This is a genomic window from Streptomyces sp. NPDC055955, assembly GCF_042270245.1.
Lineage (GTDB): Bacteria > Actinomycetota > Actinomycetes > Streptomycetales > Streptomycetaceae > Streptomyces.
The window spans coordinates 152,601-176,306 of sequence record NZ_JBHJYS010000020.1 but is presented as its reverse complement, the minus strand read 5'-3'; the positions used below and the strand labels follow the sequence as shown (position 1 = coordinate 176,306).

At 71.3% G+C, this 23,706-nt stretch carries 20 protein-coding genes; 10 read left to right on the top strand and 10 right to left on the bottom strand.

Annotated features, from left to right (window positions below; translation table 11 throughout):
• Positions 1-22: 22 nt before the first annotated feature.
• On the bottom strand, positions 23-1,168 hold the full coding sequence (locus tag ACFC96_RS33255; RefSeq protein ID WP_376258437.1) for a magnesium and cobalt transport protein CorA: 1,146 nt from the start codon (positions 1,166-1,168) through the stop codon (positions 23-25).
• A 165-nt stretch (positions 1,169-1,333) separates the two neighbouring features.
• Between ACFC96_RS33255 and ACFC96_RS33250 the strand changes: the two genes are divergently transcribed.
• Entirely contained in the window at positions 1,334-2,131 is a 798-nt protein-coding gene (locus ACFC96_RS33250; protein WP_376258435.1) for a methyltransferase domain-containing protein, read from the top strand.
• A gap of 20 nt (positions 2,132-2,151) precedes the next feature.
• Here ACFC96_RS33250 and ACFC96_RS33245 read toward each other — a convergent pair whose 3' ends face one another.
• The 3 genes from ACFC96_RS33245 to ACFC96_RS33235 all read right to left on the bottom strand — a co-directional run bounded on the left by ACFC96_RS33245 (position 2,152) and on the right by ACFC96_RS33235 (position 4,953).
• The gene (locus ACFC96_RS33245; RefSeq protein ID WP_376258433.1) at positions 2,152-3,123 is read right to left on the bottom strand and encodes a carbohydrate kinase family protein; all 972 of its coding nucleotides are present in this window, start codon (positions 3,121-3,123) and stop codon (positions 2,152-2,154) included.
• Positions 3,120-4,025 carry a pseudouridine-5'-phosphate glycosidase gene (locus ACFC96_RS33240; protein ID WP_376615658.1) on the bottom strand — a complete coding sequence of 302 codons (906 nt, stop codon included), beginning with the start codon at positions 4,023-4,025 and terminating at the stop codon, positions 3,120-3,122. The genes ACFC96_RS33245 and ACFC96_RS33240 overlap by 4 nt, the downstream gene beginning before the upstream one ends.
• A 628-nt stretch (positions 4,026-4,653) precedes the next feature.
• Entirely contained in the window at positions 4,654-4,953 is a 300-nt protein-coding gene (locus ACFC96_RS33235; RefSeq protein WP_376258429.1) for a GlsB/YeaQ/YmgE family stress response membrane protein, read from the bottom strand.
• 150 nt (positions 4,954-5,103) lie between these two features.
• Between ACFC96_RS33235 and ACFC96_RS33230 the strand changes: the two genes are divergently transcribed.
• Entirely contained in the window at positions 5,104-5,469 is a 366-nt protein-coding gene (locus ACFC96_RS33230; RefSeq protein WP_340460691.1) for a cupin domain-containing protein, read from the top strand.
• Between the two features lie 49 nt (positions 5,470-5,518).
• Here ACFC96_RS33230 and ACFC96_RS33225 read toward each other — a convergent pair whose 3' ends face one another.
• The 3 genes from ACFC96_RS33225 to ACFC96_RS33215 form a co-directional block, all read right to left on the bottom strand.
• Positions 5,519-6,796 (bottom strand): MFS transporter, encoded by a 1,278-nt coding sequence (locus tag ACFC96_RS33225; RefSeq protein ID WP_376258922.1) that lies wholly within the window; start codon positions 6,794-6,796, stop codon positions 5,519-5,521.
• 107 nt (positions 6,797-6,903) lie between these two features.
• Entirely contained in the window at positions 6,904-7,491 is a 588-nt protein-coding gene (locus ACFC96_RS33220; protein WP_376258427.1) for a methylated-DNA--[protein]-cysteine S-methyltransferase, read from the bottom strand.
• Positions 7,492-7,571: 80 nt separating this feature from the next.
• Entirely contained in the window at positions 7,572-8,447 is an 876-nt protein-coding gene (locus ACFC96_RS33215) for a glycerophosphodiester phosphodiesterase (RefSeq protein WP_376615656.1), read from the bottom strand.
• A 284-nt stretch (positions 8,448-8,731) separates the two neighbouring features.
• Here ACFC96_RS33215 and ACFC96_RS33210 point away from each other — a divergent pair, with 284 nt between their 5' ends.
• The 7 genes from ACFC96_RS33210 to aroQ all read left to right on the top strand — a co-directional run bounded on the left by ACFC96_RS33210 (position 8,732) and on the right by aroQ (position 17,681).
• The gene (locus ACFC96_RS33210; RefSeq protein ID WP_376258423.1) at positions 8,732-9,538 is read left to right on the top strand and encodes an MHYT domain-containing protein; all 807 of its coding nucleotides are present in this window, start codon (positions 8,732-8,734) and stop codon (positions 9,536-9,538) included.
• A 40-nt stretch (positions 9,539-9,578) separates the two neighbouring features.
• Complete coding sequence (gene uvrB / locus ACFC96_RS33205) at positions 9,579-11,726, top strand: excinuclease ABC subunit UvrB (protein ID WP_376615654.1); 2,148 nt, start codon at positions 9,579-9,581, stop codon at positions 11,724-11,726.
• Between the two features lie 178 nt (positions 11,727-11,904).
• The gene (locus ACFC96_RS33200) at positions 11,905-12,507 is read left to right on the top strand and encodes a TerD family protein (RefSeq protein ID WP_376258419.1); all 603 of its coding nucleotides are present in this window, start codon (positions 11,905-11,907) and stop codon (positions 12,505-12,507) included.
• Between the two features lie 48 nt (positions 12,508-12,555).
• Complete coding sequence (locus ACFC96_RS33195) at positions 12,556-14,550, top strand: TerD family protein (RefSeq protein WP_376615652.1); 1,995 nt, start codon at positions 12,556-12,558, stop codon at positions 14,548-14,550.
• A 231-nt stretch (positions 14,551-14,781) separates the two neighbouring features.
• Complete coding sequence (locus ACFC96_RS33190; RefSeq protein WP_376615650.1) at positions 14,782-15,810, top strand: TerC family protein; 1,029 nt, start codon at positions 14,782-14,784, stop codon at positions 15,808-15,810.
• Positions 15,811-16,021: 211 nt separating this feature from the next.
• On the top strand, positions 16,022-17,122 hold the full coding sequence (locus ACFC96_RS33185; RefSeq protein ID WP_376615648.1) for a calcium:proton antiporter: 1,101 nt from the start codon (positions 16,022-16,024) through the stop codon (positions 17,120-17,122).
• 85 nt (positions 17,123-17,207) lie between these two features.
• Positions 17,208-17,681, top strand: coding sequence for a type II 3-dehydroquinate dehydratase (aroQ, locus tag ACFC96_RS33180; protein WP_326713565.1), 474 nt, complete (start codon positions 17,208-17,210; stop codon positions 17,679-17,681).
• 132 nt (positions 17,682-17,813) lie between these two features.
• On the opposite strand, the gene ACFC96_RS33175 is transcribed toward aroQ, so the two are convergent.
• Positions 17,814-18,470, bottom strand: a complete 657-nt coding sequence (locus tag ACFC96_RS33175) for an MBL fold metallo-hydrolase (RefSeq protein WP_376615647.1) — start codon at positions 18,468-18,470, stop codon at positions 17,814-17,816.
• Positions 18,471-18,479: 9 nt separating this feature from the next.
• Positions 18,480-19,169 (bottom strand): maleylpyruvate isomerase family mycothiol-dependent enzyme, encoded by a 690-nt coding sequence (locus tag ACFC96_RS33170; RefSeq protein ID WP_376258410.1) that lies wholly within the window; start codon positions 19,167-19,169, stop codon positions 18,480-18,482.
• A gap of 221 nt (positions 19,170-19,390) precedes the next feature.
• Between ACFC96_RS33170 and uvrA the strand changes: the two genes are divergently transcribed.
• The gene (gene uvrA, locus ACFC96_RS33165) at positions 19,391-22,456 is read left to right on the top strand and encodes an excinuclease ABC subunit UvrA (RefSeq protein ID WP_376615646.1); all 3,066 of its coding nucleotides are present in this window, start codon (positions 19,391-19,393) and stop codon (positions 22,454-22,456) included.
• A gap of 321 nt (positions 22,457-22,777) precedes the next feature.
• Here the strand turns inward: uvrA and ACFC96_RS33160 are convergent, their stop codons facing one another.
• Positions 22,778-23,704, bottom strand: a complete 927-nt coding sequence (locus tag ACFC96_RS33160; protein ID WP_376615644.1) for a carbohydrate kinase — start codon at positions 23,702-23,704, stop codon at positions 22,778-22,780.
• Positions 23,705-23,706 lie beyond the last annotated feature (2 nt).

The window sequence follows — 23,706 nt, the reverse complement described above, 5'->3', positions numbered from 1 at the left end:
CTAGTGGCCCGGCCGTACGGGGTCACAGCCACCCGTTGCGCCGGAAGGCGCGGTGCAGAACGAAACAGATGCTCGCGATCACGCCCAGGAACAGCGGATACCCGAACTGCCAGTGCAGCTCCGGCATGTGGTCGAAGTTCATTCCGTACACGCCGCAGCCCATCGTCGGCACGGCCACGACCGCGGCCCAGGCCGTGATCTTGCGCATGTCCTCGTTCTGAGCGACCGTCACCTGGGCGAGATGGGCCTGCAGGATCGAGTTCAGCAACTCGTCGAAGGACGCTATCTGTTCGGCGGCCCTCAGCAGGTGGTCGGAGACGTCCCGGAAGTAGGCCTGTATCTCGGGCGCCACCACCTGGAAGGGGCGGCCCGAGAGTTCCTCTATCGGCCGGGCGAGCGGTACCACGGCCCGCTTCAGCTCCAGCAGCTCACGCTTGAGCTGGTAGATCCGGCCCGGGTCGGCGCGCGCCCCGTCCTCGGAGAACACATCCGCCTCGACCTGGTCGATGTCCGACTGGACGGCGTCGATCACGGTGAGATAGTCGTCCACCACATGGTCGGCGATCGCGTGCAGCACGGCGGCCGGGCCCTTGGCGAGCTGCCCGGAGTCCGCCTCCAGGCCCTCGCGCACCGGGCCGAGCGAGCCGTGCCTCCCGTGCCGCACGGTGATCACGAAGTCCCGGCCGATGAACACCATGATCTCGCCGGTGTCGACGACCTCGCTGGTCGCCGTCAGCTCCGCGTGCTCCACGTAACAGACGGTCTTGAACACGGCGAACAGCGTCTGCCCGTACCGCTCGACCTTCGGCCGCTGGTGCGCGTGCACCGCGTCCTCGACCGCCAGCGGGTGCAGGTCGAACAGCTCGGCGATGTCCGCGAACTCCAGCTCCGTCGGCTCGTGCAGCCCCAGCCAGACGAAGCCGTCGTCGGACTTGCGGACCCGGTCGACCGCGTCGACCAGGTCGCGCCCGGCCTCCTCGCGGACCCCGTTCCGGTACGTCACGCACTTGACGACCGCCGAACCCAGCGGCGAGCGAGAGGGGTGGCTGAGGTCGACGCGAGGGCGCCGTCGGGCCAGGCGGGCCACTCGTCTCAGGCCTCCGACCTTGCGCAGCTCGGACACCTTCCGGAGATCTCCGACCTTCCGCAGGTTGCCTGCCATCGACATGCGGGGCTCCTCGCGCGGCTTGACGTCGTGTTTCGGTGACTCGGCGGGCCAGTCTGCCAGCTCACGTCGACAACGCCCACGGCCCCTGGGGGAACGGAACGCTCCCCTTCGGAACGCGCGGAACAGCCTCCCTGGGCCGGGCCGGTCAACTGGGATGATCGCGGCATGACGCGACCCGAGGGCTATCTCCTGGACAACCGGCAGCAAGAGGCGGGCCGACGCTTCGACGCCTTCTCGACCCTCTTCGACCCCACGACGTTCCGGCACATCGAACGGCTCGGCATCGGCCCCGGCTGGCGCTGCTGGGAGGTCGGCGCGGGCGGCACCTCCGTGGTCTCCTGGCTCGCCAAGAAGGTCGGCCCCACGGGCAGGGTCCTCGCGACCGACATCGACACCTCGTGGCAGACGTCCGCAGCCCGTTCCCCCGTCGAGGTCCGCCGCCACGACGTGGCCGCCGACGAGCCGCCCACCGAGGGATTCGACCTGGTCCACGCCCGGCTCGTCCTGGTCCATGTGCCCGACCGGGAGCGGGCGTTGACGTCCATGCTGCGCGCGCTGCGGCCCGGGGGACGGCTGCTCGTCGAGGACGCCGACCCCGCGCTCCAGCCGCTGGCCTGTCCCGACGAGCACGGACCCGCCGAGGAGCTGGCGAACCGGCTGCGCCGCGGCTTCCGCGAGCTGCTCGCGGAGCGCGGCGCCGACCTGTCGTACGGCCGCAGGCTGCCGAGGCTGCTGCGGGAGGCCGGCCTGCGCCAGGTGGAGGCCGACGCGTACTTCCCGCTGACGTCCGAGGCGTGCGGGGCCCTGGAGACGGCCACGTTCCAGCAGATTCGCGAGTCCCTGGTCCGCGCGGGGCACGCCACAAACGAGGAGATCGACCGCCATCTGGCCGACGTCGCGACCGGCACGATGGACCTGGCGACAGCACCGCTGATCTCGGCGTGGGGGCGGAAGGAGGCCTGAGGCCTCTGCCCTTGGCGGGGCTACGGGTCCGGACAGCTCTCGGCGGACGGGTCCGGGTCTTCGTCCGTGAGGAGCGCGGGTCCGGCTCGCCGTCGGCGCGGCGGAGGCCGGCCGCCCACCCGTGCCACCGCCAGCGCCCCCGCACGGCACCCCTCCGTCGCCGCCTCCCGTGGCCCCGCGCCCCGCAGCCACGCGGCGAGGAACGCGCCGGTGAACGCGTCGCCCGCCCCGGTGGAGTCCCGCGCCACCGCCGCCACCGACGGCACACGCGCGCGTACCGCCCCGCCCTGCGCCACCACCGCCCCCGCGACGCCCGACGTGACGACGACCAGCGGGAACCGTCCGCTGAGCTTCGCCGCCGCCTCCTCCGCGCCCCCGGCGCCGCTCAGCAGCTCCGCCTCGTCCCGGCTGGGCAGCAGGACCTCCACGCCCTCCGCGCGTTCCAGGAACCGCTCCGGTCCCAGCCCCGTGAGGAAGCCGGCCGACGCGGGATCGACACTCACCGGCACCCCACGCGCGCGTGCCGAGTCCAGTGCCCCCGCGACCAGAGCTCGCCCCTCGGCGGAGAAGAACAGATACCCCGACAGGTGCAGCCACACGACCCCGTCGAGCAGGTCCGCGGACCAGTCCGCGGGGGAGAGGCGCAGTGAGGCCCCGCTGTCCGTGAGGAACGTCCGCTCGGCGCCGGCGCCCGTGTCGACCAGTGAGATGACCGTGCCGGTCGCCGCCTCCGGGTCGACGACGAGCCGGGACCGCACCCCCGCGCGCGTGAGCGCCTCCTCGTGCCAGGCCACCGAGTCGGCGCCGACCCGTCCGAGCAACGCCACATCCGAACAGCCCGAACGGGCCGCCCAGCACGCCACGTTCGCCCCCGCCCCGCCCGGCAGCGTACGGATCTCCGCCGGCGTGTCCGTGCCCGCCGCGAGCGGGACGTCGTGCCGGGCCACGATGTCCGTGACGACGTCCCCGACGACCAGGAGGGTTCCGCTCACGGCCGCGTCCAGGCCGCCGCGATGCGCGCCGCGAGCCGTACGTTGCCGCGCACCGCCGCGAGGTTGGCCTCCAGCGAGGCGCCGTCCGTGTGCCGAACCAGGTGGTCCAGGAGGAACGGCGTGACCGCCTGCCCCGTGATGCCCTCCGCGTCGCACGCCCGCAGCGCGTCGTCGAGCACGCGCGCGTGGAGCGCGGGATCGAGCTGCTCGGCCTCCGGCACCGGGTTCGCCACGATCAGCGCGGCCTCGGGCCCGCCCAGCGCGTCCTGAGCCCGCATCACCCCGGCCACCTCGGCCGGATCGCCCAGCGTCCAGTCGACCGGATGGCCCGAGTCGGAGAGATAGAAGCCCGGGAAGCGGCCGGTCCCGTACCCGGCCACCGACACACCCAGGGTCTCCAGCCGCTGAAGGGTCGCCGGTACGTCCAGGATCGACTTGACGCCCGCGCACACCACGGTGATCCGCGTCCGCGCGAGCAGCCCGAGGTCCGCCGACTCGTCCTGCGTCTCGGTCCACCGCCGGTGCACGCCGCCGAGCCCACCCGTCGCGAACACCCGTACTCCGGCGCGCGCCGCGAGCAGCGCTGTCGCCGACACGGTCGTCGCCCCGCTCGCCCCCGTCGCCACGGCGAGCGGCAGATCACGGTGGCTCAGCTTGCGGATGCCGTCCTCCGTCGCGACCCGCTCCACCTGGCCCTTGTCCAGGCCGACATGGGGCCGCCCGTCCAGTACGGCGATCGTCGCGGGCACCGCGCCCTCGGCGCGCACCAGCTCTTCGAGTTCGAGCGCCACCCGCAGATTGCGCGGGCGCGGCAACCCGTGCGCGATGATCGTCGACTCCAGGGCCACGACCGGCCGGCCCGCGGCCACCGCTTCCCGCACCTCATCGGACACCAGCACCACGCGCCTGCCTCCTGCCTGTCGGGTCTCCTCTCATCCATGGCGAGCGGCGCGCCGGCCCAAACCCTGCGGCATGTCGGTCAACGCCTGTGGCGCGACGGCCGCCCGCGCGGCCCGAGTGCACGACGGACAGAACTGAGCGGACGACGGCCGACCCGACGAGCCTCGACCATGCCGTCCTCCGGGTCGGCGCCCCGGCGGCCGCGGCGCACTTCCACGAGCAACCGGTCGGCCTCGAACCTCTCGGGGCCGCCGAGTCCAAGGAGGGCGCGGTCTCGTTCCCCTCGGTGCGGGTCGACGGGGACCGTCCTCGGTCTCGCGCCGCCGACGATGACGTCCCGTACGAACACGGTGCCGGGCGGCGACAGGAGCGCTGCCACCCGGTCGACCATGTGCGCATCGCCCTGACCGCGGGCCGCCACGAAAGCCTGCGTGCCCCCGTCAGGAGAGGCGCGAGGTGCCGGTCTCGGACCACGGACGCCACGCGTACGGTGCCGCGGCCCGGCCGTCCGCAGCTGCTGCCTCCGCCACCCCGACGGGAACGTCTTCGAAGCGCGTCACTACGAAGAGACCCTCGAAGCCTGATGCGGGGCCGTGCTCGTACCGGGGTCGGCTGCACCGGCGTTGAGGTTCAGCGGCGCGCACGGCTCCATGAGCGGCCGCGGGACCGGCCGCCCGTGCGGTTACGGTCGAGCAGGGCCACACCGAGGGCGGCCAGGCCGATCTGGATCAGCCACTCGACCCAGTCGATCCCCTTGGTGTCCGCGACACCGATGCCCGCGGCGATGGCCGAACCCAGCAGCGCTGCCACGATGCCGACGACGACCGTCGCCAGGATGCCGATGCGCTGACGGCCGGGCAGGGCGAGCCGGCCCAGGACGCCGATGACGATGCCGATCACGATCGCGCTGATGACGCCGGAAATCTCCATGTCCCCACGACTCCCTAGAACCCGGGCACGCGGCGCCCGGGACGTTGTCTCCAGGTCTCTTCCCCTTGACGAGCCGTCCAGTCCGGGCCGCTGCCGAGGTACGGGTCGTCCAGTGAACACAGAGGCCGACGCTGCCTAGAGTGACCGTTCATGACCACGAATGATCAGGCCACTGCTTCTTTTGCCGTACACATCCCGGACGTCGCCCTCGAACCGGAGCCCCTCGATCCGGAGCAGATCGTCTCGGGCGACCCCGTCGTCACGGGCAAGGTGCTCTGGGAGTCCGCCGACGGCAAGCAGCTGCGGGGCATCTGGCAGATCACGCCGGGCGTGGTCACGGACACCGAGGCGAACGAGCTGTTCGTGGTCGTCACCGGCCGCGCCACGGTCGAGGTCGAGGGCGGGCAGACCCTGGAGGTCGGCCCCGGCGACGCGGCGGTACTGCGCGAGGGCGACCGTACGACGTGGACCGTGCACGAGACCCTGCGGAAGGCGTACCACATCACGCTGCCCTGACCCGGTGCCATATCGGCCGTGGTCACCGGCCGGGGGCACGCCGCCCTGATCACCCGGTCGCGGGCCGCCGCCTGCTGAAGAGGGTGAGCGCGGCGAGCGGCAGCAGGAGGCAGGCCGCGGCCAGGTTGAGCCAGGCGTAGCTCGCCGTCGCGACGACCAGGCCCGCGGCCGCGCCGCCGACACCGGCCGCCGTGTTCATGGTCAGGTCGGACAGACCCTGCGCGGCGGCCCGCGCGGCCTGCGGCACCGAGTCGGTCAGCAGGGCCGAACCGGAGACGAGGCCCGCGGACCAGCCGAGCCCCAGGACGAACAGGCCCGCGGCGGTCTGCCCGTGGTTGCCGCCGGCGGTGCCCGCGAGCAGCGCCGCACAGGCGAGCAGACCCACGGCGAGGCCGATCACGGAGAGCCGTCCGAGCCGGTCCGACAGCCGTCCCATCACCGGCGAGAACGCGTACATGCCCGCGATGTGCCCGCTGATGACCAGGCCGATGAGATCGATGCTCGCACCGTGACGGCCGAGGTCGACCGGCGTCATCGACATGATCGACACCATCGCGGTGTGCGAGACGGCGACGGTCACGAGGGCGAGCCTGGCGCGCGGCGACGCGGCGACTGCGGCGAACCCGGCCCTGATCGACCGCGCGCCGGCCGACCTCTCCTCCTCGGGAGCCAGGGCGCGGGCGGTCAGGAGCGGGTCGGGACGCAGCAGGACCTGCACCATGACGGCCGAGACGAGGAAGACCCCGGCCGCCCACAGGAAGGGCCCCGCCGCCGCGGGGATGCCGAGCCCGGCGACGCTGCGGCCCGCGGGCGCCGCGATGTTGGGCCCGAGCACCGCGCCGATCGTGGTGGCCCACACGACGTTCGAGATCGCCCGTGCTCGGCGCTGCGGCTCGGCCAGGTCGGCGGCCGCGAATCGCGCCTGGAGATTGGCCGACGAGGCGGCGCCGAACCCGGCCATGCCGACGAGCAGCAGCGGGAAGTTCCCCACCGCGGCGGCCAGCACGACGACCCCGGCCCCCAGCGCGCCGATCAGATACGCGAGGACGAGCCCGGGCCGCCGCCCCCGCGCCGTCATCAGGGCGGCGAGCGGAACGGACAGCAGGGCGGTCCCGGCGACCGTCGCGGTCGGTGCGAGTCCGGACAGCGCCTCGTCCCCGCTGACCTGCTTGGCGAGCACGGCGGCGAGCGCGATGCCGGTGGCGACACCGAGCCCGCCGAGTATCTGGCTCGTGACGAGCACGGCGGTGACGCGGCGGCGCAGCCCGGCCAGGTCCTCGGGCGTCACGGGGACGGAAGGACGGCGGCGCGCGGTGGAATCGGGTATGAGCACCGGCGCAGTGTGCCAGCAGGTACCCGTCCGCGAACACAGGGCACTCTGGGCGACCCGGCGCGGGCCGCTGTCCCGGGGCTCAGGACGACGGCTTCGGCGGCTCAGAACAGCGGCTGCGGAAGGACCCCTTCCAGCGCGAGCAGCTGCCGCTTCGTCTCCAGGCCGCCGCCGAATCCTCCGATGCCGCCGTCGCTCTCCACGACGCGGTGACACGGCACCACGACCGGCAGCGGATTGGCCCCCATGGCCACGCCCACGGCCTGCGCCGCCTGCGGCTGCCCGACGCGGCCCGCCAGATCGCCGTAACCGACGACCGTGCCGAACGGGACACCGGACGCCAGCTCGCGCAGGACCTGTCGGTTGAACCCGGAGATCAGCGACCAGTCGAGCGGCAGCTCGAAGTCGCGCCGCTCACCGGCGAAGTAGGCCGTCAGCTGACGTACGGGCTCGGCCAGGAGCGGCGAGTCGGGGTCCTCGGCCGGCGCGGTCCCGAGGCGGGAACCGAGCCGCGCGACCGCCGAGTCCCGCACGGCGGAGGAGGCGTGGAAGACGACATTCACCAGGCCGGTGTCCGTCGCGGCGAGGAGCAGCGGGCCGATGTCCGTGCCGACGACGGCCCAGACGACCGTGCGCCCGGCCCCGTCCCCGGCGGCGCTGTTCCCGGTGGATCCCTGCCCAGTGGCGTTCATGACGACCACCGTACGGGGAGCCACTGACAACGGCCCGCGCCGCCCACCGGCCTCGCCCACCGCGGCCCGGCCATCGCGCGTCACCGGCCGCCGCCCACCGCCTTGCGCACGACATCCGGGACGTTGCTGATGATGCCGTCCACGCCGAGACCGGCCACACGCCGCGCGGTCGCCGCGTCGTTCACGGTCCAGGTGAAGAGCTGCAGGCGCTTGCCGTGCGGGCCCTTGAAGGCGTGCACCGAGTCGACGTACCGCTTCGAGATCGTCCCTTGGCCGGGATGGATCCGGTCGACGAACCGGGCGTACCGGGGCAGGTCGCTCACGGCGGGGGTACCGAGGAAGCCCGTCGTGAGGTCGGGGCGCAGCAGGTGCACGGTCCGCACGCTGCGGGCGCTGAAGCTCTGGACCACCAGGCGGTTCCTGACGTGGTCACGGTCGAGCCAGCCCTCCTGGCCGAGCACGCGCAGGATGTCCCCCTCGATGCCCGGGTAGAGCTCCGGGTTCTTGACCTCCATGAGGAGCTTCTGGCGGTTGTGGTCGACCCGGTCCAGGTACTGGGTGAGGGTCGGGACGCGGGCGCCCTTGAACTTCGCGCCCTTCCAGCCGCCGGCGTCGAGCTTGGCGATCTCCGCGGCGGTGAAGTCACGGACGTTGTAGGGGGCGCGGCCGGGGAACACCTGTTCCACGTTCGTGGTGCGTGCCAGATTCGTGTCGTGGATGACGACGAGCCGGCCGTCCTTGGTCCGCTGCACATCGTTCTCGACCCAGTCGAAGCCGAGCTTGTCCGCCTTGTCGATGGCCTTCAGGGTGTTCTCGGGGGCGTACCCGGAGGCGCCGCGGTGTGCGACGACGGCGGGTGCGGCGTGCTGCGGGGCCGCCTCCGCGGCGGTGGGGAGGGCCAGGACGCCGACGAATCCCGCCAGGGTGGCGGTCGCGGTGGCTGCGCGTGCGGACACGTGTACTCCTCGCGTCGAGGGATCAAGTACTGGACGAGAGTGACAGTCGGTTGCCAACGGAAGACAGGTGAAGGATGGCCACACACTGAACGGAGTGGTGGGAGGACGTGCACCCCGCGGGAGGGTGTCGTGAGGCTTTGCCGGAAAATCGGTCAGACGTTCCTGCGGGAGCCTTAATCTCTGCTCCAATCGCGGTCGCCCCGGCAGTCGCTGCCAGGGGCGCGAACGGGGCGCATCGGGAACATCAGAAGCATCAGGAACATCAGGGCGGAAGGCTGCGGCGGATGCAGGGCACGGTCGACGGATTCAGCTATGGACTGGTCACGCCGCTGGTGGCGTTCTTCATGGCCTGCCTCGGCGGGGCGCTGGGTCTGCGCTGCACCACCAGATCGCTGCTCGTCACCCAGTCCTGGCGGCCCGGCTGGCTCGCGCTCGGCTCGGCGGCGATCGGGTCCGGAATCTGGACGATGCACTTCATCGCGATGATGGGCTTCCGTGTGCAGGGCACCCCGATCCACTACGACAAGCTGACGACGTTCGCGAGCCTGGGCGTCGCCATCGTCATGGTCGGCGTCGGGATCTTCATCGTCGGTTACCGGGGTGCGACCGGGGCGGCTCTGTTCACCGGCGGCACGGTCACCGGTCTGGGCGTCGCGTCGATGCACTACCTCGGTATGGCCGGTATGCGCCTGCATGGGACGCTTCAGTACAACACCTTCACCGTCGGCGCCTCCGTGGTGATCGCCATGGCCGCCGCCACCGCCGCGGTCTGGGCCGCGGTCCAGGTCAGGGGGTTCACCTGGAGCGTCGGTGCGAGCCTCGTCATGGGTCTCGCGGTGACCGGCATGCACTACACCGGGATGGCCGCCCTCAGCGTCCACGTGCACGGAAGCGGCGGCACCCCTGCCGGTGACACGCCCGCCGAACTCCTCGCGCCCTTGATGATCGGCCCCCTGTGCTTCCTGCTCCTGGCCGGAGCCGTGGTGGTGTTCGACCCGATGATGATGACGGGCAGGCCCGACCGGCGGGACGCCGTCGAGGCCGCGAGCAGGGCGGGCCGGACCGTGCGCCCGCTGCGGCGGGCAGGCTGATCCGGCCCCGTTGTCAGTGCGGGGTCGTACGGTGGATTCCATGCGGCCCGTATCCAAGATCGAACGCACGGTGGCGCCTTTCGAGGTCGTCAGTCCCTACCAGCCGAGCGGCGACCAGCCGACGGCCATCGCCGACCTGGAGCGGCGCATCACCGCAGGTGAGAAGGATGTCGTCCTCCTCGGTGCGACCGGAACAGGCAAGTCCGCCACCACCGCGTGGATGATCGAGAAGCTTCAGCGCCCCACCCTCGTGATGGCGCCGAACAAGACGCTGGCCGCCCAGCTGGCCAACGAGTTCCGCGAGCTGCTCCCGAACAACGCGGTCGAGTACTTCGTCTCGTACTACGACTACTACCAGCCCGAGGCGTACGTCCCGCAGTCGGACACGTACATCGAGAAGGACTCCTCGATCAACGAGGAGGTGGAGCGCCTGCGCCACTCCGCGACGAACTCGCTGCTCACCCGGCGGGACGTCGTCGTGGTCGCCTCCGTCTCGTGCATCTACGGCCTGGGCACGCCGCAGGAGTACGTCGACCGCATGGTGTCGCTCAAGGTCGGCGACGAGATCGACCGGGACGAGCTGCTGCGCCGCTTCGTCGACATCCAGTACACGCGCAACGACGTGGCCTTCAGCCGCGGCACGTTCCGCGTCCGCGGCGACACCATCGAGATCTTCCCGGTCTACGAGGAGCTCGCCGTCCGCATCGAGATGTTCGGCGACGAGATCGAGTCCCTCTCCACGCTCCACCCCCTCACCGGCGAGGTCATCAGCGACGACGAGTCGCTGTACGTCTTCCCGGCCACGCACTACGTGGCGGGCCCCGAGCGCCTGGAGCGCGCGGCGAACGACATCGAGAAGGAGCTCGGGGAGCGCCTCACGGAGCTGGAGAAGCAGGGCAAGATGCTCGAGGCCCAGCGGCTGCGCATGCGCACCACGTACGACCTCGAGATGCTCCGTCAGATCGGCTCCTGCTCCGGCGTGGAGAACTACTCGATGCACTTCGACGGCCGCTCGCCCGGCTCCCCGCCGAACACGCTGCTCGACTATTTCCCGGACGACTTCCTCCTCGTCATCGACGAGTCGCATGTCACCGTGCCGCAGATCGGCGCCATGTACGAAGGCGACGCCTCCCGCAAGCGCACCCTCGTCGACCACGGCTTCCGGCTCCCGTCCGCCCTGGACAACCGCCCCCTGAAGTGGGAGGAGTTCCAGGAGCGCATCGGCCAGACCGTGTACCTGTCGGCCACCCCAGGCAAGTACGAGCTCGCGCGGGGCGACGGGTTCGTGGAGCAGATCATCCGCCCCACGGGCCTCGTCGACCCCGAGGTCGTGGTCAAGCCCACCGAGGGCCAGATCGACGACCTGGTGCACGAGATCCGCAAGCGCACCGAGAAGGACGAGCGCGTCCTCGTCACCACGCTCACCAAGAAGATGGCCGAGGACCTCACCGAGTACTTCCTGGAGCTCGGCATCCAGGTGCGCTACCTGCACAGCGACGTCGACACGCTGCGCCGCGTCGAGCTGCTGCGCGAACTGCGCGCGGGCGAGTACGACGTCCTCGTCGGCATCAACCTGCTCCGCGAGGGCCTCGACCTGCCCGAGGTCTCCCTGGTGGCGATCCTCGACGCCGACAAGGAGGGCTTCCTGCGCTCCGGCACCTCCCTGATCCAGACCATCGGCCGCGCCGCGCGCAACGTGTCCGGCCAGGTCCATATGTACGCGGACAAGATCACCCCGGCGATGGAGAAGGCCATCGACGAGACCAACCGCCGCCGGGAGAAGCAGATCGCGTACAACAAGGAAAAGGGGATCGACCCCCAGCCGCTCCGCAAGAAGATCAACGACATCGTCGCGTCCATCGCGCGCGAGGACGTCGACACTGAGGAACTCCTCGGCTCCGGCTACCGCAAGGGCGCGAAGGACGGGAAGGGTGCCAAGGCGCCCGTGCCCGCGCTCGCCAAGGCGGGCGCCAAGAAGACCGGCGGCAAGGCCACGAAGAGCAAGGCGGCACAGGCGGTCCCCACCGACCGTCCCGCGGCCGAACTCGCCGAGCAGATCGAGGAGTTGACCGACCGGATGCGGGCGGCCGCCGCGGATCTGCAGTTCGAGATCGCCGCGCGGCTGCGCGACGAGGTGTCGGAGATGAAGAAGGAGCTGCGCCAGATGAAGGAGGCCGGGCTGGCCTGACGCCTCCCGCGCACCGCACGCCCCACGGCATGCCGGACGGATCCGGCATGCCGCACGGTGTGTTGCAACACCGACACAAAGTCCTCTCCAGCGTGCGGCGTTGTCAGTGGCCCTGCATAGGGTTCCCTCAACCGTCCGGACGGGCGGTGAAGAGCACAGTTCGAGAGGGGACGGACGCGTGACGGCCAACTTTTCCAAGGGTCCTGGTGTCAACCTGAGCAAGGGTCAGGCGATCAGCCTGCAGAAGCAGGACGGGGGCACCCTGACGGCCGTCCGGATGGGACTCGGCTGGCAGGCCGCCCCGCGCCGCGGCCTCTTCGGGTCCCGCACGCGGGAGATCGACCTCGACGCCTCGGCGGTCCTGTTCGCGGACAAGCAGCCGGTGGACGTCGTCTTCTTCCGCCACCTCGTCAGCGACGACGGCTCCGTGCGCCACACCGGTGACAACCTGGTCGGAGGCGCCGGCCAGGGCGGCGACGACGAGGCGATCCTCGTCGACCTCCAGCGCGTCCCGGTCCACATCGACCAGATCGTCTTCACGGTGAACTCCTTCACCGGCCAGACCTTCCAGGAGGTGCAGAACGCGTTCTGCCGCCTGGTCGACGAGACCACCGGCCAGGAGCTGGCCCGCTACACGCTCGACGGCGGCGGTCAGTACACCGCCCAGATCATGGCGAAGGTGCACCGCTCGGGCGCCGGCTGGCAGATGACCGCCCTGGGCTCGCCGGCCAACGGCCGCACGTTCCAGGACCTCATGCCGGCGATCCTGCCGGGCCTGTGAGGTAGCGGGGACACGGGTACGGACGGACGGGACGAGGGGGAGAAGGCGATGACGGCCGAGCTGGTCCGGGGGCAGAACCACCCCCTCACCCAGACCCGTCTGGAGATCCGTGTGTCGGCGGGGGCGCCGGTCGTGGCGGGCGCGACACTCGGCGACGGCGAGGGCAGGGTGCACGGCCGTGACTGGGTCGCGCACCCCGGCTCCCCCGCACTGCCGGGGCTCGAGGTCCCCCGGCAGGCGGCGGCCGACCACCGACTCGCCGTCGATCTGGACGCCGTGCCCGAGGCCGCCCACCGTGTCAGCGTGCTGCTCGCGCTGCCCACCGGGCCCGGCGACCCCGACCGCTTCGGCGCCGTCGCGGCCCCCTTCGTGGCCGTCACCGGACTCGACGGCTGCGAGGTCGCCAGCTACACCATCACCGACCTCGACGCCGAGTCCGCCGTCGTGGCCCTGGAGCTGTACCGCCGCCAGGGCGCGTGGAAGGTGCGCGCGGTGGGCCAGGGGTACGCGGGCGGCCTCGGTGCACTCCTGACCGATCAGGGGCTTCCCGACGCGAGGGCTCTCGCGGGCGAGATCGCCGAAGCGGTGGCGCGCGGCCTCGCGCGTACGCTGGCGCCGCCTCCGCCCCGGACGGCGAGCTCGGGGGAGAGCGCCATGGCGGAGACGACGGGCGCGGCCTCCCACGCCGCGCCGCCGGGCACGCACCCGCCCGCCGGTCCGCCCCGCTCCACCAGGCCGCATTCGCCCGGCGAACCTCAGCCGTCCCCGGACCCCCGGCCGGCGCACGAGCCCCACGCGGCCCGCCCCTCAGGGCAGACAGGCCCCGTCAACTACACGCATCCCGGCCGACAGGCCCCCGCCCCTCCCGCCCCCGCGCCCACCACGCCCCCGGGAGAGCCGGGGCAGCCCGCCGTCCCCGTCGCGGGCGATGCGACCGGCTGGTCCATGGACGAGCGGCTCTACAACCAGGTGTGGGGCATGTTCGAGGACCTGGCCCGCTGTGTCGCCGCGTACCGCAGCGCCGTCGACTTCGCGGACTCCCGTATGGAGCAGGAGCTCGACAAGGCCCTGTCCGACCCGCGCAGCCGGATCGGCGGCCAGGGGGACGTCGCGCGCGAGGCCGCCCGGGCCAAGCACGGACAGCTCGTCGACCGGGCGAGGGAGGCCCTCGACCGTGACCTCGCCCAGCTGGCCGCCGAGTCCGCCGTCGTCGAGCCCGCCCTGCCCCCGGCCTACGCGGGCTGGGACAACCCGGTCTGGCACGCGTACCGCAGCCCCATGGAGATCCCGATGGCCCTGCGCCTGGGCGACCTCCAGCTGCCCGAGTCCCGCAGTGTGGGCCTGCGCATCCCGATGCTCGTGCGGCTGCCCCTGGAGCGCGGCATGTGGATCGACAGCGGCCGTTCCGGGGCGGACGCGCTCACCGAGTCCGGCGAGTTGCGCGACCGCGCCATGCGTAGCGCCGTCGAGCTCGCCGCGCGGCTCCTCGCGGTCTACCCGGCGGGCGAGTTCGCCGTGCATGTCATCGACCCGGCGGGATCGGCGGCGGGGGCGCTCGCCCCGCTCGTGCGGGCCGGAGTTCTCGCCGCGCCGCCGGCCGCCGGGGTGGCCGGGGTCTCCGAGGTGCTCGCCCGGCTCACCCAGCGGGTGGACCTCGTACAGATGGCGGTCCGCGGCGGAGCGGCCGACGCGCTGCCGCCCGACCTGGACACCGCCGAGCAGCTGCTGATCGTCAACGACTTCCCGCACGGCTTCGACGACCGCGCGGTCACCCGGTTGCGCTACCTCGCCGACGAGGGCACCGCCGTCGGCGTCCACCTCCTGATGGTCGCCGACCGCGAGGACGCCGCCGAGTACGGACCGGTCCTCGACCCGCTCTGGCGGGCGCTGCTGAGGCTCACTCCGGTACCCGACGACCACCTTGCCGACCCGTGGGTCGGACACGCGTGGACGTACGAGCCGCCGAATGTCCCGCCCGGCAGCCGGATCCTGGAGCAGGTCCTCGCAGAGGTCGCCAGAGCGCGACGAGAGCAGGGCATCTGACTCCCCTGAGCAGTGCTTTTGAACGTATCTTTACCGAACCCTTTACGTTTCATGGGTGTTTCCCGTAGGCTCCGACGAGCGGAGGGGAGTACTCCCGAACGCGGCGTTCCCGTCAATACGGACCGACACCGGTCCCGGGGCGCCGGCCCGAGGCGAGCTGAGGCCGCCCGGGTGGAAGAGACCTCCGGCAGCGACGACGCTGATCAGTAGCCGTACGACGCCGGAGGCGCAGTGGACGTATCGATGACCCTTTGGGTGCTGACCATTCTTGGTCTGGTCGCCCTGATCGCGGTCGACTTCTTCATCGGGCGCAAGCCCCACGACGTATCGATCAAGGAAGCCGGAATCTGGACGGTCGTCTGGATCGTGCTGGCCGTCCTCTTCGGGATCGGTCTGCTGATCTGGGGGAACTCACAGGCTTCGGGCGAGTTCTTCGCCGGCTTCATCACCGAGAAGTCGCTGAGCGTCGACAACCTCTTCGTCTTCATCCTGATCATGGCGAAGTTCTCGGTGCCGTCCCAGCTCCAGCAGCGCGTCCTGCTGTTCGGTGTGCTGATCGCCCTGGTGCTGCGCGCCATCTTCATCGCGGCCGGTGCCGCCGTCATCGCCAACTTCTCGTGGGTCTTCTACATCTTCGGCGCGTTCCTCATCTACACCGCCTGGAAGCTCATCCAGGAAGCGATGTCGGACGACGAGGAGGACGAGTTCGAGGAGAACCGACTCCTCAAGTCCATCGAGAAGAAGTTCGGCGTCGCCGACCGGTACCACGGCACGAAGCTGTTCATCCGGGTCAACGGCAAGCGGATCCTGACGCCGCTCATGGTCGTCATGCTCGCGATCGGCACGACCGACGTGCTGTTCGCGATGGACTCGATCCCGGCGATCTTCGGCCTGACCCAGGACCCGTACATCGTCTTCACGGCCAACGCGTTCGCGCTGATGGGTCTGCGCCAGCTGTACTTCCTCATCGGCGGACTCCTCAGGAAGCTGGTCTACCTCAGCTACGGCCTGTCGGTGATCCTCGGCTTCATCGGCGTGAAGCTGGTCCTGCACGCGCTGCACGAGTCCGGGGTGCACGTGCCGGAGATCTCCATCCCGGTCTCTCTGTCCGTCATCTGCGGCGTCCTGGCGGTCACCACCGTCGCCAGCCTCATCGCCTCCAGGAAGCAGGCGCAGAAGCAGGCATTCGACGGCGGGGACGACGGCGACCAGGACGGCGACGCGACCGACGGTGCCCACAAGGACAGCATCAAGGCCTGACCCGTCCGGCACGGAGCTCGGCGTGGAGCCGGCGGCGCAGAGCTCGGCGTAGAGCCCGCGGCGCCGAGCCCGGCATGAGGGCCGGGTCGGAGTTCGGCACAGAGAAGGAGCGCGTGGCTGCCGGCCGCGCGCTCCCTCTCCCGTTCGGCCCCACGCACACGTGCCCGTCCCGAAGTCGCGGCCCCCGCACCGCCGGTGCACCATCAAAGGCATGATCGCTGGGCTTCGGAGACTGGTCACGCAATGGACGGCCGTCGTCCCCGTCCTCGCGGTCGTCCTGCTGGTGTTCACCTGGGGCCGCTCGCTTCCGGGCGCCGTCGTGGCCGTCGTCTCCGTCGTGCTCGCCGCGTCCGTGCTCGCCGCCGTCCACCACGCCGAGGTGGTGGCCCACCGCGTCGGCGAACCCTTCGGCTCCCTCGTGCTCGCCGTCGCCGTCACCGTCATCGAAGTGGCGCTAATCGTCACCCTCATGGTCGACGGCGGCGAGAAGGGTGCCACGCTCGCCCGCGACACCGTCTTCGCCGCCGTCATGATCACCTGCAACGGCATCGTCGGACTGAGCCTGCTCACCGCCGCGTTCCGGCACCGCGTCGCCGTCTTCCAGTCCGAGGGCACGGGCGGCGCGCTCGCCACGGTCGCCACCCTGGCCACGCTCTGCCTGGTCCTGCCGACGTTCACCACGAGCAAGCCCGGCCCGGAGTTCTCCACGACGCAGCTGATCTTCGCGGCCTCCGCCGCGCTCGCCCTGTACGCGATCTTCGTGGCGACCCAGACGGTGCGGCACCGCGACTACTTCCTGCCGATCACCAAGCAGGGCAACGTCATCGACGGCGACGACCACGCGGACGCGCCCACCACCCGCATCGCCCTGACCAGCCTCGGTTTTCTCGCGCTCGCCCTCGTCGCCGTCGTCGGCCTCGCCAAAGGCGTGTCCCCGGCGATCGAGTCGGGCGTCGAAGCGGCCGGGATGCCGCAATCCGTCGTCGGTGTGATCATCGCGCTCCTCGTCCTGCTGCCCGAGACGATCGCGGCCCTGCGCGCGGCCCGCCGTGACCGCGTCCAGACGAGCCTCAACCTCGCGCTCGGCTCCGCGATGGCCAGCATCGGACTGACCGTCCCGGCCGTCGCCATCGCGTCGTTCTGGCTGTCGGGGCCCCTCGTTCTCGGACTCGGCGCCACGCAGACGGTGCTGCTGGTCCTGACGATGCTGGTGAGCACCCTGACCGTCGTCCCCGGCCGCGCCACCCCGCTCCAGGGCGGAGTTCACCTCGTGGTGTTCGCCGCGTACGTGGAGCTCGCCGTCACGCCGTGACGGTCACGGTGATACGGCCGGGCAGCGCCGTGACACCTCGTGATAGACCGTGGGAGAGCAGCCGCCCGACGCACGGAGGTCCCCTGTGCCCCGCACCCTCGCCAACGCCCCGATCATGGTCCTGAACGGTCCGAACCTGAACCTCCTCGGCCGCCGGCAGCCGGAGATCTACGGGTCCGACACCCTCGCGGACGTCGAGGCCCTGTGCGCCAAGGCCGCGGCCGTGCACGGCGGGAGCGTCGACTTCCGGCAGTCCAACCACGAGGGCGAGCTGGTGGACTGGATCCACGAGGCGCGCCAGAACCACGTGGGCATCGTGATCAACCCGGCCGCCTACTCGCACACGTCGGTGGCGATCCTGGACGCCCTCAAGGCGTGCGACGGCCTGCCCGTCGTCGAGGTCCACATCTCCAACATCCACCAGCGCGAGGAGTTCAGGCACCACTCCTACGTGTCCCTCAGGGCCGACGGCGTGATCGCCGGATGCGGGGTCCAGGGATACGCGTTCGCGGTGGAGCGGGTGGCGGCCCTGGCCGAGCCCGGCGTGGCCACGGTCTAGGGCCTTTCGGATCGCGCCGCGCTCGCGGGGCCCGACGACGCGCCCTGGTCCGGCCTGATCCGGGCGACGCCATGGTGCCGCCGGGCTCTCCCGCTCGCGAAGTGAACACGCCCGGCGCGGCCGGGCGTCGGCTCACCAGCCGCGCTCGCGCCACTCCGGCAGATGCGGGCGCTCGGCGCCGAGCGTCGTGTCGTTCCCGTGACCGGGGTAGACCCACGTCTCGTCGGGGAGCCGGTCGAAGATCTTCGACTCGACGTCGTCGATCAGGCTCGCGAACGCCTTCGGGTCCTTCCACGTGTTCCCCACGCCGCCCGGGAACAGGCAGTCCCCGGTGAAGACATGGGGGTGGCCGTGCGGGTCGTCGTAGACGAGGGCGATCGAGCCGGGCGTGTGGCCGACCAGGTGCCGGGCGGTCAGCGAGACCCGGCCCACGGTGATCGTGTCCCCGTCCTCGACGAGCACGTCCGTCGGGACCGGGATGCCCTCCGCGTCGTAACGGCCCGCGTACGTACGCGGGCCGGTGACCTCCACGATCCGGGCGAGCGCCTGCCAGTGGTCCCCGTGCTGATGCGTCGTGACGACGGACGCGATGCCGTCGTCCCCGATCAGTGTCAGCAGCGTCTCCGGGTCGGCGGCCGCGTCGATGAGGAGCTGCTCGCCCGTGGCGCGGCAGCGCAGCAGATACGCGTTGTTGTTCATCGCGCCGACCGCGACCTTGGAGATCATCAGGTTCTGCAGCTCGTGCACATCCGCCGGGCCGCCGACCTTCACCGCTCCGCTGTACGTCATGGACTCAGCCTATAGCGGGGGTACGACAGGCAGCCGTCCGCCTTCGACGGTGAGCCCGGAGCCGTCGCGCCGCCCGGAGAGCCAGCCGAGCAGCTCCGGGGCGGGGCCCGCGACACCGACCGGACCCGTCCCGGCGCCGCCGCCCGTCGTCCACACCCGGCCGCCGTCCGACTTCAGACCGGTCGACGGCATGTCCGGGTGCCCCGCGAAGCGCTCGGCGAGGAAGTCGATCTCCCGCTCGACGAACTCCGCCGGCAGATCCTCCAGGTCGTACCCGATCCCGAGGTCGACGTGGTGCAGGTCGACCTCGACCCAGCGCCGGAACGGGATCCGGGAGGCGGAGTCCTTGACGCCGTTGCGCAGCTCGACCGTGCGCGCCCAGTCGGCCGGGACCTCCGCCTGAGCCTCGAATCCGGTGGCGCTGGTCCGCAGGTCCTCGAGCTGCTCGCGGAGGTCGCGCGGCGCGTCCCGTTCGATGTCCGCGTCGCGCGCCTCGGCGCTCGCGTACATGGGCCGGCCCGCGAGCACGTTCGCGAGGGCGTCCGCGTTCCGGGCGAGGTGGGCGAGGACGTGGCCCCGGGTCCAGCCGGGAAGCCGTGACGACTCGGCCACAGCCGCGTTGTCCAGCGTGCCGACAGCGGTGAGGAGCCGGTCGGTCGCTTCACGTACAGAGGCCAGGTCGCGCACATGATCGCTCATGGCGCAGACGATAGCGCTGCCACTCGATCGGGTGAAGGCGGCCGACCGAGACCAGAAATCGAATGTGCGTGCTATAAGCTCGGGACCGGCATCGGGCATTCTTGGTGGTCCGGGTTTGTTACCAACCATGGAAAACAGTCCATCGCTGACGGTGGCCCCCCTAGTCTCGAAAGACAGGGGCCCCGCCCCTGTTGCTTCTCTCAAGAAAGGTGCGGACCGGCGTGGCCGACCGTCTCATCGTCCGTGGCGCGCGCGAGCACAATCTCCGTAACGTCTCGCTCGACCTTCCGCGTGACTCGCTCATCGTCTTCACGGGTCTGTCGGGGTCCGGCAAGTCGTCGCTCGCCTTCGACACGATCTTCGCCGAGGGGCAGCGACGGTACGTCGAGTCGCTCTCCTCGTACGCACGTCAGTTCCTCGGCCAGATGGACAAGCCGGACGTCGACTTCATCGAGGGCCTGTCCCCGGCCGTCTCCATCGACCAGAAGTCGACCTCGCGCAACCCGCGCTCCACGGTCGGCACCATCACCGAGGTCTACGACTACCTGCGCCTGCTCTTCGCGCGCATCGGCAAGCCGCACTGTCCCGAGTGCGGCCGCCCCATCTCGCGCCAGTCACCGCAGGCCATCGTCGACAAGGTCCTCGACCTGCCCGAGGGCAGCCGTTTCCAGGTGCTCTCGCCGCTCGTGCGCGAGCGCAAGGGCGAGTTCGTCGACCTCTTCGCCGACCTCCAGACCAAGGGGTACAGCCGTGCCCGGGTCGACGGACAGACGATCCAGCTGTCGGAGCCGCCCACCCTGAAGAAGCAGGAGAAGCACACCATCGAGGTGGTCGTCGACCGCCTCACGGTGAAGGAGTCCGCCAAGCGCCGTCTGACCGACTCCGTGGAGACCGCGCTCGGCCTCTCCGGCGGCATGGTCGTGCTCGACTTCGTCGACCTCCCCGAGGACGACCCCGAGCGCGAGCGCATGTACTCGGAGCATCTGTACTGCCCGTACGACGACCTGTCCTTCGAGGAGCTGGAGCCCCGCTCCTTCTCCTTCAACTCGCCCTTCGGCGCCTGCCCGGACTGCACCGGCATCGGCACGCGCATGGAGGTCGACCCCGAGCTGATCATCCCGGACGAGGACAAGTCTCTCGACGAGGGCGCCATCCACCCCTGGTCGCACGGGCACACCAAGGACTACTTCGGACGCCTCATCGGCGCCCTCGCGGACGCGTTGGGATTCCGGACCGACATCCCCTTCGCGGGCCTGCCGCAGCGCGCCAAGAAGGCCCTCCTGTACGGCCACAAGACGCAGATCGAGGTCCGCTACCGCAATCGGTACGGCCGCGAGCGGGTCTACACGACCCCCTTCGAAGGCGCCGTCCCGTTCGTCAAGCGGCGCCACAGCGAGGCCGAGAGCGACTCCAGCCGCGAGCGCTTCGAGGGCTACATGCGAGAGGTGCCCTGCCCCACCTGTGAGGGCACGCGCCTCAAGCCGATCGTCCTCGCGGTCACGGTGATGGAGAAGTCGATCGCCGAGGTCTCCGCGATGTCCATCAGCGACTGCGCGGACTTCCTGGGCGAGCTGAAGCTCAACGCGCGCGACAAGAAGATCGCCGAGCGGGTCCTCAAGGAGGTCAACGAGCGGCTGCGGTTCCTCGTCGACGTCGGCCTCGACTACCTCTCGCTGAACCGCGCGGCCGGCACCCTCTCCGGTGGCGAGGCCCAGCGCATCCGGCTCGCCACGCAGATCGGCTCCGGCCTCGTCGGCGTGCTCTACGTCCTGGACGAGCCGTCGATCGGCCTGCACCAGCGCGACAACCACCGCCTGATCGAGACCCTCGTACGGCTGCGCGACATGGGCAACACGCTCATCGTCGTCGAGCACGACGAGGACACCATCAAGGTCGCCGACTGGGTCGTCGACATCGGCCCCGGCGCGGGTGAGCACGGCGGCAAGGTCGTCCACAGCGGCCCCTTGAAGGAGCTGCTCGCCAACGCCGAGTCGATGACCGGCCAGTACCTGTCGGGCAAGAAGTCCATCCCGCTGCCCGACATCCGGCGCCCCGTGGACCCGACGCGCAGGCTGACCGTGCACGGCGCCCGTGAGAACAACCTGCGCGACATCGACGTGTCGTTCCCGCTCGGCGTCCTGACCGCCGTGACCGGTGTCTCCGGTTCCGGCAAGTCGACCCTGGTCAACGACATCCTGTACACGCACCTCGCCCGCGAGCTGAACGGGGCGCGCAGCGTTCCCGGGCGGCACACGCGCGTGGAGGGCGACGACCTCGTCGACAAGGTCGTGCACGTCGACCAGTCGCCGATCGGCCGTACCCCGCGTTCCAACCCGGCGACGTACACCGGAGTCTTCGACCACGTCCGCAAGCTGTTCGCCGAGACCACCGAGGCGAAGGTCCGCGGCTACCTGCCGGGACGCTTCTCCTTCAACGTCAAGGGCGGCCGCTGCGAGAACTGCTCCGGCGACGGCACGATCAAGATCGAGATGAACTTCCTGCCGGACGTCTACGTCCCGTGCGAGGTCTGCCACGGAGCGCGCTACAACCGCGAGACGCTGGACGTCCACTACAAGGGCAAGTCCATCGCCGAGGTCCTGGACATGCCCATCGAGGAGGCGCTCGGCTTCTTCGAGGCGGTCCCGGCCATCGCCCGCCACCTGCGCACGCTGAACGACGTCGGTCTCGGTTACGTCCGGCTGGGACAGTCCGCGCCGACCCTCTCCGGAGGCGAGGCCCAGCGCGTGAAGCTGGCGAGCGAGCTGCAGAAGCGGTCCACGGGACGCACCGTCTACGTCCTCGACGAGCCGACCACGGGTCTGCACTTCGAGGACATCAGCAAGCTCATCAGCGTCCTGTCGGGCCTTGTCGACAAGGGCAACTCGGTGATCGTCATCGAGCACAACCTCGACGTCATCAAGACCGCCGACTGGGTCGTCGACATGGGCCCCGAGGGCGGCAACGGCGGTGGCCTCGTCGTCGCCGAGGGCACCCCCGAAGAGGTCGCGGGCGAACCGTCCAGCCACACCGGCAAGTTCCTGCGCGACATTCTCGGCGCCGACCGGTTCAGCGACGCCACGGTGCCCGCGGCGCGTACGAAGAAGACGGTGGGGGCGAAGAAGGCCACGGCCGCGAAGAAGACCGTCTCGGCCACCGCGAAGGCCCCGGCGAAGAAGGTGGCCACGGCCAAGACCTCGGCGGCCGGGAATCCGGCCACGAAGGCCGCGGCGAAGAAGCCGGCCGCGAAGAAGACCGCGACCAGGTCCACGCGGGCCCGCAAGGCCTGAGCGCGGGCGGTCCGCGACCGCACGAAGAACGTCCGGCGCCTCACGGGAACTCCCTGTGGGGCGCCGGGCGTTCAGCTGTCAGCCGTCCTGGCCGGGCGGACCGGCGTGGACGTCGTGCCGCGCACTCCGAGTCCGGCACGCTCCGCCTGGCGTAGGAGACGCCGGCGGAGGCCGACGGCCGGCGCCCCGAGGTTCATCTCCCGGCCGACGACGCCATGGCGGACGCCCTCGACCGCCGTGGCGGCCACAGGCCGCAGGCGCTGCGCGGTCGACGGGTGACCGGCGGGGCGTGCGCCGCTGACCGGGGCAGTTGAACGGCCGCTACAGCGGCGGGAGTTCGGACGCGTACGGGGGCTCCGCGCCGGCTCGCGAGCAGGTGACCGCGGCGGCGCGCGCGGCGAACCGCAGCAGCCGGTGCCACGCGTCCTCCGCGAGGCCCGCCACCGTCTCCACGGACAGCGCGTCCCACGCGGCCAGACCGTGCAGCAGCGCCGCGTTCACGGTGTCGCCCGCGCCGATCGTGTCGACGACGTCGACGCGCTCACCCGGTACGTCGTAGCGCGCGCCGCCCCGCGTGAAGACCGTCAGGCCGTCGCCGCCGCGCGTGATCACGACGGCCGCGGGCCCCGAGGCCAGCCACTCCCGCGGGGTGCCGCCCAGCCACTGCGCGTCCTCCTCGGACAGCTTGAGCAGGCCGGTCGAGGGGAGCCAGTTCTTGAAGCGCGCCCGGTACGCGTCCGGGTCGGGGATGAGGCCGGCCCGGATGTTCGGGTCGAGCGCCGTGAACACGCCCTGGGCCGAGGCCGACCGCATCAGTTCCTCGTACGCGCTCGCGCCCGGCTCCAGGACCAGCGAGCACGTGCCGAACGACACCGCGCGCGTGCCCGGCGGAAGCCGGTCGGGCACCGAGAAGAGCCGGTCGGCCGTGCCCTCGACGTAGAACGAGTAACCGGCCGACCCGTCCGCGGCGATCGACGCGACGGCCAGCGTCGTCGGTTCGTCGCCCCGCTGGACGTACGACACGTCCACGCCGGCCCGCGCGAGCCCGCCGAGCAGTGCTTCGCCGAAGGCGTCGCGGGAGACCCGTGAGCAGAAGGCCACGGGGGAGCCGAGCCGGCCGACGGCCACCGCGGTGTTGAAGGGGCCGCCGCCGAGCCGGGGCGCGAGCGCGGGCAGGTCGCCACCGTCATCGGCGGCACCGCCCCGCGGCACGAGGTCGATCAGGGCCTCTCCGGCGACGACTATCACGG

What these genes read in the sequence shown, in the direction of transcription:
- ACFC96_RS33255 (WP_376258437.1), bottom strand. Translation starts at nt 1,168, where the DNA reads ATGTCGATGGCAGGCAACCTGCGGAAGGTCGGAGATCTCCGGAAGGTG.
- ACFC96_RS33250 (WP_376258435.1), top strand. Translation starts at nt 1,334, where the DNA reads ATGACGCGACCCGAGGGCTATCTCCTGGACAACCGGCAGCAAGAGGCG.
- ACFC96_RS33235 (WP_376258429.1), bottom strand. Translation starts at nt 4,953, where the DNA reads ATGGAGATTTCCGGCGTCATCAGCGCGATCGTGATCGGCATCGTCATC.
- ACFC96_RS33230 (WP_340460691.1), top strand. Translation starts at nt 5,104, where the DNA reads ATGACCACGAATGATCAGGCCACTGCTTCTTTTGCCGTACACATCCCG.
- ACFC96_RS33220 (WP_376258427.1), bottom strand. Translation starts at nt 7,491, where the DNA reads ATGAACGCCACTGGGCAGGGATCCACCGGGAACAGCGCCGCCGGGGAC.
- ACFC96_RS33210 (WP_376258423.1), top strand. Translation starts at nt 8,732, where the DNA reads ATGCAGGGCACGGTCGACGGATTCAGCTATGGACTGGTCACGCCGCTG.
- uvrB (WP_376615654.1), top strand. Translation starts at nt 9,579, where the DNA reads ATGCGGCCCGTATCCAAGATCGAACGCACGGTGGCGCCTTTCGAGGTC.
- ACFC96_RS33195 (WP_376615652.1), top strand. Translation starts at nt 12,556, where the DNA reads ATGACGGCCGAGCTGGTCCGGGGGCAGAACCACCCCCTCACCCAGACC.
- ACFC96_RS33185 (WP_376615648.1), top strand. Translation starts at nt 16,022, where the DNA reads ATGATCGCTGGGCTTCGGAGACTGGTCACGCAATGGACGGCCGTCGTC.
- ACFC96_RS33175 (WP_376615647.1), bottom strand. Translation starts at nt 18,470, where the DNA reads ATGACGTACAGCGGAGCGGTGAAGGTCGGCGGCCCGGCGGATGTGCAC.
- ACFC96_RS33170 (WP_376258410.1), bottom strand. Translation starts at nt 19,169, where the DNA reads ATGAGCGATCATGTGCGCGACCTGGCCTCTGTACGTGAAGCGACCGAC.